Genomic DNA, 13383 nt, shown 5'->3' with positions numbered 1-13383 from the left:
CTTTACTCCTGTTCTGTTGCATTGGTTTTCCCTGCTACGCCGGTCAAAAGTGGAACAAGTAGATTGACGACGAGGTTTTCAAATAGTGGCTCATCAAGCGGCGATTCTTCCGAATGACCAAACACCAGCTTCACTTCGGTATATTCTTTCTGCCCTTTGCTCATTTTATTGCCATTAAAAACATCATGGGCTTTTCTCAAGGCAGCATCCCAATCCTCTTTCTTGTTGTACTCCTCCGCAGCGGCAAGGCTGGTTTTGGCAAAAAACGGCAAGGGGGTATTTTGTCCGATTCGGAAATATACCAACCATTCTTTCAAAAGTGCCCTCGCCACCTCTTGCCCGATGGCGGCATAGGTTTCGGTCTGTCCCAGGCTGACAATATAGGTTTGTCGGCTTTCAACGGATTTAGGGGCGATGGCGCAAAAAATCAAATGCTCCAATAAACGGGCAATGCGGTTGGGTGCATTGTCTTTTTGATTTAGGAACACAATGCGGCCGCACTCATAAAGATTGCCGATGGTGCCTTGTAAAACCAAATCGTCAAAGGATTCTTCATAAGGTTCAGACGGCCTTTTGTTACTGTGTATCAACTCGGTATCCACGTTTTTCGCAGATATCTGATACTGCTTCTGCCATAAGCCGCCCAACTCGCCTACCGGCATCAGACTTTCTGCATTCAGCCGAATGGCCGTATCTTCAAAATCTTCACCTTTGCGCCGCGCATCCAAATAGGCATCGGCAATCCGACCTTCATGTTGCGGCTCAAACGGTTCGGCAGATTCCCATGCGCCGTCCAGATACGGCTGATCCCAGCTTAAATTTTTCTTCAGCCAAACTTTGACAGGATTGCGCCAAAAACTGATGAGTTCGCCTTGATGAATGGTTTTGCCCGGCTCTTCCTGACTTAAAGCCTCAAGGAAAAACGGCTGCGCTTCCGCTTGCGGTTGGTTCAATGCATCGGCATAATCTTGGCGCGTACTGAAGAGGCCGTCTGAAAGCGCGTCCTTTTGGAAATAACGGCGCGAAAACGCCTGCAAAGGATGATGTTTCACCCATTTCTCCGACAACTCACGCCCGCTTTTCCCCGTCATGGCGGCGATGGTATCCAGCAGCTCGCTGATTAATGAAGACGGCGCAAACTCGGCATCATTGCGTATATCGCGGCCGATATAAGACAAATACAACATTTCGCGCGCGCTGATTAAGGCTTCGAGGAAGAGATAACGGTCGTCGTCACGGCGGGCGCGGTCGCCTTTTTTCGGATGTTTGGCAATCAGGTCGAACACCGCCGCTTTGGTATTGCGAGGAAAATCGCCGTCATTCAAACCCAGTAGGCAAACCATTTTAAACGGCAGGCTGCGCATCGGCACCATACTGCAAAAAGTGATGCCGCCGCTCAAAAATCCGGCTTGGCTTTCGCTGTCCAAAAAGCGGCGGATATGGCGGATAACGGTTTTACACGGCAACAATCCGTCAAATTCGGCCAACTGCGCCTCTTCCTGCCATTTCGCCAAAGACTGCTCAAACTGCTGCTTGGCGTATTGGTCGTCCGTATCCGGAGCAAACAGTTTCTCCAGCAAATCACGGCAACGCTGCACCCAGCTCTCCACATTGGCAGGCTCTTGCCATTGCGCCGCCATATCGGCTAAAGTACGGATAAATTCGGCAAAACCGCTGAACACGTCCAGCTGATTGACATTGCTATGCCACGCGCTCACGCCCTGCCACATGCCGTTGCCGCCTTCAGGCAGCATCCAGCCCAAGGCCAAACGCTCTACCGCCTGCTGCCAAGTAAAGAGGTTGTCTTTACCCTCGCGCATGGTTTGGTCCAACCCCCAATGCACATTCAATCCGGCAACAGTCTCATGCAGCAGCGGCACATCCTCTTCGCTCAAACCGAAGCGTTGCAGCACCAACCAACTCTCCAGTAAAGGCAAAACCTTGTCCACTTCAAACCGGCTCTCCAGCAAGTCCAAAGTTTGCGCCAAAGCATACAGCAAGGGCTGACGGCGGCTGAGTTTCACATCCGAAATCGAATACGGCAAAGCCTGGCTGCCTACATGCTCCTGTCCAAAAACGGCTTCGATAAACGGACTGTACGGCTCGATGTTCGGCGTCAAAACGGCAATATCGTGCGGCTGCCAGTCGGGATTTTTTTGCAACACCAGCGACAGCTCTTCTTTCAAAATCTGCAATTCGCGCAAAGGGCTGTGTGCCGCAACGATTTTGACTGAGCCGTCGTTCAGCAGCTTGTCCGGCTCGACACACACTGGATTGCCGTCCGCATCGTGAACCTGAACCAAAGCCTGCTGCGCGCCTGCTTCGCCTTCTTCCTGTTGATATAAGCGTTCAGACGGCATGATCAAGTTTTGGATATCGTTTTGCAGGCAATGCAACAAGGTATCGTCTCTTCCCTCTTCATAAACCTGAATATCCTGCTCGGTTTCCACTTCCGACAGAAAATCAAAGAAATCGCGTCCCTGCTTGCCCAAAGAAGCCAACAGCGGATGCCCTGCCTGCGACAAATCCGCCTCATCGCCCCTTTTCAAAATTTGCGCCTCGTCGATGACCTCGCCCCAATATTGGCTGCTCGGGTTGAGCGCGAACACAAACACATCGCAATGCTTGGAAATTTGGTGCAGCAGTTGCAGATACATCGGTGCCATTGTCGAAATGCCGAATACAAACAACCTTTGCGGCAAAACCGATTTATCCAACTGCGCCAACAGCTTTTCCCACAAGGCCACGCGGTGCGGCGCCGATTGGCTGCCATCATCCAAATAACGCCACAGCCGCGCCTGCCAATCCTCATCATCGCCCAAACCCAGCAGCTTCCCAGCCTGCCACGCATCAATCCAATCCGGGCGGTACACCAAATATTGGTCGAAAATATCTGCCATCTGTCCGGCAAGCTGATAATCCGCCGATGCCGAGCTGTGCAAATAACTTTCCAGCTTCAGGCGCACGTTTTCGTACTCCGGGGCCGTCTGAAACGCTTCGCTGCGGAACAAATCCAGCAAACGCCAGCGCATAACTTCAGGCGAAAACGGACTGAGCGGCGGCACATCGGGAACCAATTTGCGCATCAGCTGCCACGCCAAACCGGCAGGCAGGCTGAACTTCAAATTCGCCGCCACGCCGAGTTTGCGCGCGAAAAACACATTCAGATAACGCCGCATCCCCTGGCTCTGCACCACCACTTCTTCCTGTGCCAATACCACATCCAAAGGCAAGGCCTGATGAATATGCGCGCACATTTCGGCAAGCGCTTCCAAACGGTCGGACTGATAAAGATAAAACATAGCAGACAATCTAAAAAACAATTGCCCACATTATAATGCCATTAGGACAAATGCTTCAGCAGAAGCGGCAAACAAAAACACAGGCCGTCTGAAACACATCGCTTCAGACGGCCTAAAACACAACAAACCCATCAGCAGCCAATTATTAATTATTTATCGACCTCTGTACAAACCGGCTTCCCCTATCCTATAATTTCCCACATTCGGAATGTAGCGCAGCCCGGTAGCGCACTTCGTTCGGGACGAAGGGGTCGGAGGTTCGAATCCTCTCATTCCGACCAAATACAAAACCTGCTTGAGTCCAAGCAGGTTTTTTTACATTCGGCAAGCCTATACTTCCGGCGGGAAAGGCGCGCCTTCGGGATGTTTGTAGCGGTTGTACATAAACAAATATTGTTCCGGAAAACGGCGTATCCAATATTCGGTATTTTCATTGATAACACGCGCGTCGTGCTCCTTATCACCGTTCAATTCGCCGCGCAAAGGCTCGATGTGCAAGACAAAGCCTTTCCCATCGGGCAGACGCTCGCCGCAGAAAAACAAAGCCTTCACGCCTTTGACTTGCGCCAGCTTGCCCGCCAACGTCATAGTGTAGGCAGGTTTGCCGAAAAAGTCTACCCACACGCCGTCGCCGCCTTCTTCCGGAGACGGCACATGGTCCGGCAACACAATGGTCGCTTCGCCGCCGCGCAGCGCTTTGATGATTTGTTTGACGCCCTGAATGCTGGTCGGCGCAGTCTTACCCTTGCCACGCACGCGCCCCGCCTGCATCACCGCATCAAAAGCCTTGATTTTCGGAGGCTTGTACATCGCCGTCAGCGGAAACGGCAGCTGCTGGCTGATGTAGCGGCCGGCCAAATCATAGCTGCCGATGTGCGGCGTGATAAACAGCAAACCTTCGCCCGCGCTCAAGGCCGTCTGAACATGTTCCCAACCATTGACGCTGACAAACAGGTTTTCAATTTCCTCAGGCCGTCTGAAAAACGCCACCGGCAATTCCAAGCCGCCTTTTGCCGTTTCACGGAAAACTTTTTTCACCGCCTCGTCCGTCGGGTTCAAGCCGGCAAGTTTCATGTTTTCGAAAACACGTCGGCGATCTTTCGACAGCAAACGGAAACCCAAACTGCCCAGCAGATTGCCTAATTTGTGCAACCAAGCCAAAGGCAGCGCGGCCAAAAATTTAAAAACAAAGGTAACAAGCGTTTGCATAAGGTTTTACCAAAATGAAGTGGACAGATTGTAAACGAAACAGGCCGTCTGAACAAAACAGACTTCGGGCAAATATATTGCGGCACACCTGCTTTTCTGCTACTATCCGCGCTGCATTAAGAGTTGGGAATTCCATGCCAACCTGCTTTTCAAACGGAAAGGTAAGGTGGACGGTTGAAAAACCGATGTGGCTCGCCAGAGCAATCCAAACCCGCTTAATGCGGGAATTTTTTTGCCTGTAAGAAACGTGCAACAGGATTCCGAAACAGCAGACAAGTGCGAATGTTTCTCACTTGTATAGAGAAAAAGCGGAGTTTTTGTTATGATTTCCGCTGTCCGAAATAAAAGGCTGTCTGAAAACACAGCAGCCTGTTTTTAATGAAAGAATAGCAATGAGCGAATATCTGTTTACTTCCGAATCGGTATCCGAAGGCCATCCGGATAAAGTTGCCGACCAAGTATCCGATGCGATTTTGGATGCCATCTTGGCGCAAGACCCCAAAGCGCGTGTCGCAGCAGAAACCTTGGTCAACACAGGCTTGTGCGTATTGGCAGGCGAAATCACTACCACCGCCCAAGTGGACTACATCAAAGTTGCACGCGAAACCATCAAACGCATCGGCTACAACTCCTCCGAGCTGGGCTTTGATGCCAACGGCTGCGCAGTCGGCGTGTACTACGACCAACAATCTCCGGACATCGCCCAAGGCGTGAACGAAGGCGAAGGCATCGACCTGAACCAAGGCGCGGGCGATCAAGGTTTGATGTTCGGCTATGCCTGCGACGAAACCCCTACCCTGATGCCGTTTGCCATCTATTACAGCCACCGCCTGATGCAACGCCAAAGCGAATTGCGCAAAGACGGCCGCCTGCCTTGGCTGCGTCCTGATGCCAAAGCCCAACTGACCGTGGTTTACGACAGCGAAACCGGCAAAGTAAAACGCATCGACACAGTCGTCCTGTCTACCCAGCACGATCCGTCTATCGGTTACGAAGAGCTGAAAAACGCCGTGATCGAACACATCATCAAACCGGTTCTGCCGTCTGAACTGCTGACCGACGAAACCAAATACCTGATCAACCCGACCGGCCGCTTCGTTATCGGCGGCCCGCAAGGCGACTGCGGTTTGACCGGCCGCAAAATCATCGTCGATACCTACGGCGGCGCAGCTCCGCACGGTGGCGGTGCATTCTCCGGCAAAGATCCGTCCAAAGTGGACCGTTCCGCCGCTTACGCCTGCCGCTACGTTGCGAAAAACATCGTCGCCGCCGGTTTGGCAACCCAATGCCAAATCCAAGTTTCCTACGCCATCGGCGTTGCCGAACCGACTTCGATTTCCATCGATACTTTCGGCACCGGCAAAATCAGCGAAGAAAAACTGATTGCCCTGGTTCGCGAACATTTCGACCTGCGCCCTAAAGGCATCGTCCAAATGCTCGACCTGCTGCGCCCGATTTACGGAAAATCCGCCGCCTACGGCCACTTCGGTCGCGAAGAGCCTGAATTTACTTGGGAGTGCACCGACAAATCAGCCGCATTGAAAGCAGCCGCAGGCGTGTAAAAAAATAATAAAGGTCGTCTGAACGGGAGTTTCAGACGGCCTTTTTACATCTAAATATTCAAAACCTTTTTACGAACGACACATCGTATTTTCACAAAAACAGCGCAACGAAACCTTGGATTGCTATGCTGTCTTTGTGAATCTACATAAATAAAATTGAAAGCATACATCATGAAGAAATGGCTGCTGGCTGTTTTGCCTGCCACCGCACTGGCTGCTCCGCCTCAAGGCTTTTATCAAAATTACAAAGACTGGGACATTGCTTGCGACAATACCGGCACCTGCCGTCTTGCCGGATACCAAGCAGATGAAATAGAACCACCGGTTTCTATCCTGTTTACCCGACAAGCAGGGGCGAATGCCGCAGTAATTGGCGAAGTTTCCCTACTGCCATTTAATGACGATGAAGCACAACTCGCCAGCATTGCAACCCGCAACGAATTGGTATTGAACGGTAAATCACTGGGCAAATTGGCGTTCAATAAAAAAGGCCAAGGCAAATTGAGCAGCGCGCAAACCAGTGCCTTACTCGAAGCATTGAAAAAAGAGAGCAAAATCAGCATCCGCTCTGGAAAATATGAATGGCATTTGTCCGACAAAGGCGCAGCGGCGGCGATGTTGAAAACGGACGAATTCCAAGGCCGTCTGAACACACCTTCCGCACTGATACGCAAAGGCAACAGCAGTCAGGCAGTCCTCAATCCTCAACCCAAACCCGTTATCCGCGCCGTTGCCGTGCCGAAAAATGCAGGCGATACGCTGGAGCAAAACACGCCGCGCCACAATGCCGTCATGAAACTGCTGCGAGACAGCAACAACTATGCTCCCACTGACGATGACAATTACTGCCCCGCCCTGCATGATAAAGAGCACATGGATTGGAATCGCAGCCTAAGTATTTATCCGCTCAACAAACAACAAGTATTGGTAGAGGCCATCTGTATCGGCGGAGCCTATCAAACCGGCGGCTACTATGCCATTGCCAACAAAGAATTAACCAAAATCGAACAAGTGCTACCGCCAATGACATACGGCGGTCACGGTGGATTCGATGAGAAAACAGCCACCCTTAGCGGCAGCTTCAAAGGCCGAGGGATCGGCGACTGCTGGTCTGGTAATGCAGCGGTGTGGGACGGTAAAACGTTTGTCCGCAGTGAGGAACACACCACCGGTTCATGCAAAGGCTTCACAGGCGGCGCGTGGCTGATGCCTATTTTTGAAGCCCGTGTTGAACGTTAAAATACACGGAATATTTACGATAGAAAGCAAAGGCCGTCTCAAAATTCCCGTTTTCAGACGGCCTTTTTCCTTATACAATAGCCACTTGAATTTCTATATACATTCTGAATAAAGGATACGGATTATGTTCGGCAAACAACTTTTTGAAGAAGTCAGCTCCAAAATCAGCGAAACCATCGCCAACAGCCCTGCCAAAGACATGGAAAAAAACGTTAAAGCCATGCTCGGCAGCGCGTTCAACCGCATGGACTTGGTGACCCGCGAAGAATTCGACATCCAACAACAGGTTTTGATTAAAACCCGTACCAAACTGGCCGAATTGGAAGCCCGTTTGGTCAAACTCGAAGCCGCTCAAGAGCCTGAAGAAGCTGCTTTGAAAGCGGCCGAAGCTGCTGCGGAAGAAGCTGTTGCCGAAATCAAACAACAAACTGAAGCTGCCGAATAAGGCCGTCTGAAACATGTCGCTTGCTTTGGTTTACAGCCGCGCCTTAAGCGGCATGAATGCGCCGTTGGTCGAAGTGGAAGCCCACCTTGCCAACGGCTTGCCACATTTCAATATCGTCGGCTTGCCCGATACTGAAGTCAAAGAAAGCCGCGACCGTGTGCGTGCCGCCATCATCCAAAGCGGTTTCGACTTCCCCGCCAAGAAAATTACCGTCAACCTCGCACCGGCCGACCTCCCCAAAGAATCCGGCCGTTTCGATTTACCGATTGCCTTGGGCATTCTTGCCGCATCGGGACAAATTAATCCTGAAAAGCTCGCGCAATATGAGTTTGCCGGAGAATTGGCGCTGTCCGGGCTGCTGCGTCCCGTACGCGGCGCGCTGGCCATGGCATGGCAGGGAATGCAGGCAGGTCGTTCGTTCGTCTTGCCGCAAGAAAATGCCGAACAGGCTGCCGTTATGCGCGGTATCGCGGTTTATGGTGCGCGTTCTTTAGGCGAAGTGGCCGCACATTTAAACGGTATCGAACCGCTGACACAAACTGAATGCAAGCTGACGCAAAGGCCGTCTGAACAAAGTAAAATACCTGATTTAGCCGATGTTAAAGGCCAGCATACCGCTCGCCTTGCTTTAGAAATCGCAGCGGCAGGCGGACACAGCCTGTTGATGATGGGCCCGCCGGGTACGGGCAAATCCATGCTTTCGCAACGTTTGCCCGGCATCCTTCCGCCTTTGACCGAAGACGAATTGGTCGAAGTATGGGCTTTGCGTTCGCTCCTGCCCAACCATCAACAGCAACTCGACAGCAACCGTCCTTTCCGCAGCCCTCATCACAGTGCCAGCTCGGCTGCTATGGTGGGTGGCGGTTCAGACCCGCGTCCGGGCGAAATTTCATTGGCGCACCACGGAGTGTTGTTTTTAGACGAATTGCCCGAGTTTGACCGTAAAGTATTAGAAGTGTTGCGCGAACCTTTGGAAAACGGCGAAATCCATATTTCCCGCGCCGCACGCCAAGCAGTTTATCCGGCCAAGTTCCAACTTGTCGCCGCCATGAACCCCTGCCCTTGCGGCTATCTTGGTCATCCATCCAAACCTTGCTGCTGCACGCCTGAAAGCGTTGCCCGCTACCGCAACAAAATTTCAGGGCCATTGCTCGACCGTATTGATTTAACCATCGAAGTACCCAGCCTTTCCGCTGCCGAATTGATGCAACAAGAAGCAGGCGAATCCAGTGCCACAGTATTGGAACGCGTTACCGCCGCACGCAAAATCCAATACAACAGACAAGGCAAAGTCAATGCCGAACTGAGTGTCAGCGAGCTCGATGGTAAAGCCCGCATCCAAAAAGAAGCGCAAGAAGCCTTGGGAACCATGCTCGAAAAACTATCCCTTTCCGCTCGAAGCTTCCACCGCATCATGCGCGTTGCCCGTACGCTGGCTGATTTGGCAGGCGACGAAGAAGTCAGCAAAACCCATGTGATGAAAGCCATCGGCTTCCGTCGCGCCCTTTAACTTTTCAGACGGCCTGAATCTTTATGTTTAAGTAAAACTAGAGTAAACAAAGCATCAGGATTTTGCCGTCCATAACGGTTATTGATAAAATATCGAATCCAAACTCAGACAGTCTCCCTTCAGGCCGTCTGAACACATTATTACAAGGTAAGTCATGAAAAAATCTACACAATATGGCAAAGGCTTGGCCGGTTTCTTTTTCGGCCTGATACTGGCAACAGGTATTATTGCCGGTATTTTGTTCTTCTTGAACCAAGGCAACCAAAACGTTTTCAAAGAGCTGACTCAGCCTAAACAAAGCGAAGAACCTGAAATCCTGAAACCTCAGGACAAAGCAGAGAAACGCCCAACCACCGACACTTCATCTACCCAAGCAGATGAAGAAAAAGCCAAAGCAGAAAAAGAAGCTGCTGAGAAAGAAGCCAAAGCTAAAGAAGAGGCTGAAAAGGCTGCCAAAGAAGCTGAAGAAAAAGCTCAAGCGGAAAAAGAAGCTCAGGAAAAAGCCGAACAAGCAGAACGTGAAGCCAAAGAAAAAGCTGAAAAAGCCGCCGCCGACAAAGCCGAACGTGAAGCCAAAGAAAAAGCCGCAAAAACGGAAGCAGAAAAAGAAGCCGCCAAGAAAAAACTGTCCGAGAAAAAAGCCGAATTAGAGAAAAAACGCGCAGAAAAAGCCAAAGCTGAAAAAGAAGCTACTGATAAAACTGCAAAAGATAAAAAAGCAGCCGACCAACTGACCGACAAACAAAAAGAGCGTGCCGAGCGCAAATTGGCTGAGAAAAAAGCAGCCGAAGCCAAAAAACAAAACAAGCCGACACCTGAGCAAATCCTCAACAGCGGCAGCATCGAAAAAGCACGTAAAGCAGCAAATGCCTCTGCAACAAAAGAAAGCAGCAACGCTGCAAATAAACAGTCAGCAGAAAAAGCCGAAGCAGCTGCCAACAGCGGTAAAAAAGCCTTCCTGCAACTTGGTTCATATGCAGACCGTTCCAGCGCAGATTCACAACGTGCAAAACTGGCTATTTTAGGTGTTTCTTCCAAAGTGGTTGAATCGCAAAACGGCGACAAAACCATTTACCGAGTTCAAAGTAACACTATGCAGCAGGAAGCCGCTGTGAAACTGCAAAAAAACCTGCAAGACCATAATATCAACAGCTTGATTCGTTCTACCAAATAATGGAATCACTGATGAAGCAGCGTATGAAACAAACCATTGCCGTACTCAGCCTGATCCTGCTCAGTCTGAGTGCGCAGGCTGCTACCGAAGGCGTGGACTATACCGTTCTTAGTCGCCCTATCCCGCAGCAGCAAGCCGGAAAAATTGAAGTGCTAGAATTTTTCGGCTACTTCTGCGTCCATTGTTACCATCTCGATCCAGTTTTGTTGCAACACAGCAAAACCTTTGCCAAAGATGTTTCCTTACGGACAGAACACGTCGTTTGGATGCCTGAAATGTTAGGCTTGGCCAAAGTAGCCGCTGCCGTCAATCTTTCAGGTTTAAAATATCAGGCCAATCCAGTCATCTTCAAAGCTGTTTACGAACAGAAGATTAACTTGGCTGATGCAAATGTATTCCGATCATGGGTCGGCAAACAGACAAGTTTTGACAGTCAAAAACTACTTCAAACCTACAATAGCCCTGCTGCCGCGTCGGCTGCTGCAAAAATGCAGCAATTGACGGAAACTTATCGAATTGAAAACACACCAACTGTCATCGTCGGTGGTAAATACAAAGTCAATTTCAATGGTAGCGACTGGAAAGTCGGTATGAAAACCATAGACGAGCTCATCGTCAAAGTCCGCCGCGAACAATCCTCAAAACCACTTTAACTATTCAACAAAAGAAAGACGGCCTCAAGGCCGTCTGAAAACTTATGGACATTTTGATTTTATTTAAAGCACTTATTCTCGGTATTATCGAAGGTTTAACCGAGTTCCTCCCTATTTCAAGTACCGGTCACTTGATTGTATTTGGCGACTTAATGAATTTCCAAAGCAACGGAAAAGTATTCGAAATTGCCATCCAGCTCGGTGCCGTATTAGCCGTCGTATTCGAATATCGCCAACGATTTACCCATATCATAAAAGGACTAGGCAAAGAGCGAACAGCCAATCGCTTTGTGCTGAATTTATTTATCGCGTTCATCCCCGCTGCGATTGTTGGCCTCTTATTCAGTAAACAAATTAAATTGCATCTTTTCAACCCCATTACTGTTGCTACTATGCTAGTACTCGGTGGTTTCTTCATTTTATGGGTTGAAAAACGCCAAACAACAGCCAAACCTAAAGTCAATCATGTAGACGATATGCGCCCAATCGACGCATTTGTTGTAGGATGCGCCCAAATTTGTGCCCTTATCCCTGGGACATCACGTTCAGGCAGCACCATCATGGGCGGTATGCTGTGGGGATTAGAACGTAAAACGGCTACCGAATTTTCATTCTTCCTTGCTGTACCAATGATGATTGCGGCAACAGGTTACGACATCTTAAAAAACTACAAACTCTTTACCTTACAAGATGTCGGACAAATTGCCATCGGTTTTATCGCAGCATTTATCGCCGGTCTATTGGCAGTAAAAGCTTTGCTGAAATTTATCTCCAGTAAAAACTATGTACCTTTTGCCTACTACCGTATTGTATTTGGTGGTCTGATTCTCCTTACTTGGATGCTGGGCTGGGTCAGCTGGAGCGAATAGCCCCTCTCCCTAAAGGACGTGCCTGAGCACGTCCTATTTCTTTATCCGCTTCCTCCCTTTAGATCAGGTTTCTACCCCGTAAAAGGCCGACACTCCGCATCATTGCCCCTAAATATCTCCTCACCGTCCGTACAGCTGCCCTTCCCCTTCATCTTCCCGCACACCACCGCCGTCAGCGACTCGTTCAAGCGCAGCACCCTCGGCTCCGCCTCCCTGTCCAGCGCCACCGCCTTCAAGGTAAACTTACCCTCCAGGATGCCCTTAGCCTGACCGCTCATCCTGATACAGAAACCGCCCGCCTCCTTCACCGGCAGTTCCGGCCACTTCGTCGACGTCAGCTTAAAGCTGCCCTTTTTCGTATAGAACTGCTCCATAAAGCGCGCATTTTCCAGCAGCGCTGCATGAGCCGCACGCAGGTTGGCCGAGCGGACCGATTCCCGATAGACCGTAAAGGCCGCCGTTGCCAAGATCGAAACCAGCAGCATCACCACCAGCAGCTGTATCAAGGAGTAGCCCCTCTGCACAGTTGCCCTATCCCATTTTCTGTCAAATGCCTTTAAGTACATATCTTTCTTCCCTTTATCTTCTATATCTCTATCCAACAAGAGGCACCCTATCCGTTTATCCCTTCACCCCATGTAAAGTCTCCACTGGTTCAAGTTTTATTCCCACCCCCAAACAAAGCCGCCCCGTGGCCCAACCGGCAAACGGTTCGGCCTCGGGGCGGCATATACGGCACAAACGTCCGTCAGACTTATTTTTTCACGGCAGGCTGCGCGGCCTTAGGCGCGGCAGAAGAAACCGTCGCCTCCGCCTTCAACTTGTTCAGCACCGCATCACCGATGCCCTTCACGTTTTTCAGCTCCTCCACCGATTTGAACGCACCGTTCTTCTGACGATATTCCACAATCGCTTTCGCCTTAGCCGGGCCGATACCCGGCAATGCCTCCAGTTCGGCAGAAGAGGCCGTATTGACGTTCACGGCAGCCAAAGAGAATGCCGTACACACGGCGGCAAAGACACCAAATAAAAATTTCTTCATCAGGGTTTTCCTATAACGTGTTGGATTGAATCAACCGGGCCGGCTGCAGGACAGTTTTACTTCCCCGCAGACACTGCCACACGACAGTAGAACACGGCCCTATTCCATATAAATGCATACGACATAATAACGCAAATACCGTTCGATTTCAAATATTCTAAACAGTTAACCGTAACTTTCGGCACTTTATGTTCAAGAATAACAACATAGTTATCATCCTTTAATTTAAACAACAAGAATGCATGAGTCATCAAACCGACAGAACCGACAGGCATGTAAAAAGCCCCCGACATCAGTCGGGGGCTTCGGAATGAGTGTTTGGCGGTGACCTACTTTCACATGGAAGAACCACACTATCATCGGCGCTGAGTCGTTTCA

The 13383-nt window shown here is 50.3% G+C and carries 11 protein-coding genes, 1 tRNA gene and 1 riboswitch; of the genes, 8 read left to right on the top strand and 4 right to left on the bottom strand.

Annotated elements, in window-relative coordinates:
* Positions 1 to 2: 2 nt before the first annotated feature.
* Positions 3 to 3302 (bottom strand): exodeoxyribonuclease V subunit gamma, encoded by a 3300-nt coding sequence (gene recC / locus ACTHUR_RS00060; protein WP_004521059.1) that lies wholly within the window; start codon positions 3300 to 3302, stop codon positions 3 to 5.
* Positions 3303 to 3506: 204 nt separating this feature from the next.
* On the opposite strand from recC, the gene ACTHUR_RS00055 reads away from it, so the two are divergent.
* Positions 3507 to 3583, top strand: a tRNA-Pro gene (locus ACTHUR_RS00055).
* Positions 3584 to 3632: 49 nt separating this feature from the next.
* On the opposite strand, the gene ACTHUR_RS00050 is transcribed toward ACTHUR_RS00055, so the two are convergent.
* Positions 3633 to 4511 carry a lysophospholipid acyltransferase family protein gene (locus ACTHUR_RS00050; protein WP_440361150.1) on the bottom strand — a complete coding sequence of 293 codons (879 nt, stop codon included), beginning with the start codon at positions 4509 to 4511 and terminating at the stop codon, positions 3633 to 3635.
* 108 nt (positions 4512 to 4619) lie between these two features.
* A riboswitch (SAM-I-IV-variant riboswitch) is annotated at positions 4620 to 4730 on the top strand.
* A gap of 173 nt (positions 4731 to 4903) precedes the next feature.
* Between ACTHUR_RS00050 and metK the strand changes: the two genes are divergently transcribed.
* From metK to ACTHUR_RS00015, 7 genes are all read left to right on the top strand, one after another.
* Positions 4904 to 6073: a methionine adenosyltransferase gene (metK, locus tag ACTHUR_RS00045; RefSeq protein WP_004521057.1), complete on the top strand. Its 1170-nt coding sequence runs from the start codon at positions 4904 to 4906 to the stop codon at positions 6071 to 6073.
* A 171-nt stretch (positions 6074 to 6244) separates the two neighbouring features.
* Positions 6245 to 7312 carry a DUF1176 domain-containing protein gene (locus ACTHUR_RS00040; protein ID WP_004521055.1) on the top strand — a complete coding sequence of 356 codons (1068 nt, stop codon included), beginning with the start codon at positions 6245 to 6247 and terminating at the stop codon, positions 7310 to 7312.
* Between the two features lie 124 nt (positions 7313 to 7436).
* Entirely contained in the window at positions 7437 to 7757 is a 321-nt protein-coding gene (locus ACTHUR_RS00035) for an accessory factor UbiK family protein (protein WP_004521053.1), read from the top strand.
* A 13-nt stretch (positions 7758 to 7770) separates the two neighbouring features.
* Entirely contained in the window at positions 7771 to 9267 is a 1497-nt protein-coding gene (locus ACTHUR_RS00030; RefSeq protein WP_049337086.1) for a YifB family Mg chelatase-like AAA ATPase, read from the top strand.
* Positions 9268 to 9421: 154 nt separating this feature from the next.
* A complete protein-coding gene (locus ACTHUR_RS00025) occupies positions 9422 to 10441 on the top strand; it encodes an SPOR domain-containing protein (protein ID WP_440361151.1) in 1020 nt (339 codons plus the stop codon).
* Between the two features lie 11 nt (positions 10442 to 10452).
* Positions 10453 to 11094, top strand: coding sequence for a thiol:disulfide interchange protein DsbA/DsbL (locus ACTHUR_RS00020; protein WP_049344447.1), 642 nt, complete (start codon positions 10453 to 10455; stop codon positions 11092 to 11094).
* Between the two features lie 44 nt (positions 11095 to 11138).
* Complete coding sequence (locus ACTHUR_RS00015) at positions 11139 to 11963, top strand: undecaprenyl-diphosphate phosphatase (RefSeq protein ID WP_049337089.1); 825 nt, start codon at positions 11139 to 11141, stop codon at positions 11961 to 11963.
* 71 nt (positions 11964 to 12034) lie between these two features.
* On the opposite strand, the gene ACTHUR_RS00010 is transcribed toward ACTHUR_RS00015, so the two are convergent.
* Positions 12035 to 12529 (bottom strand): type IV pilin protein, encoded by a 495-nt coding sequence (locus ACTHUR_RS00010; protein ID WP_049337096.1) that lies wholly within the window; start codon positions 12527 to 12529, stop codon positions 12035 to 12037.
* Positions 12530 to 12717: 188 nt separating this feature from the next.
* Entirely contained in the window at positions 12718 to 13005 is a 288-nt protein-coding gene (locus ACTHUR_RS00005) for a ComEA family DNA-binding protein (RefSeq protein ID WP_004520163.1), read from the bottom strand.
* Between the last annotated feature and the right edge of the window lie 378 nt (positions 13006 to 13383).

It is taken from the genome of Neisseria sp. P0021.S007 (genome assembly GCF_051956855.1).
The sequence above is the reverse complement of the archived record's forward strand: the minus strand, read 5'-3'. Positions and strand labels throughout refer to the sequence as shown.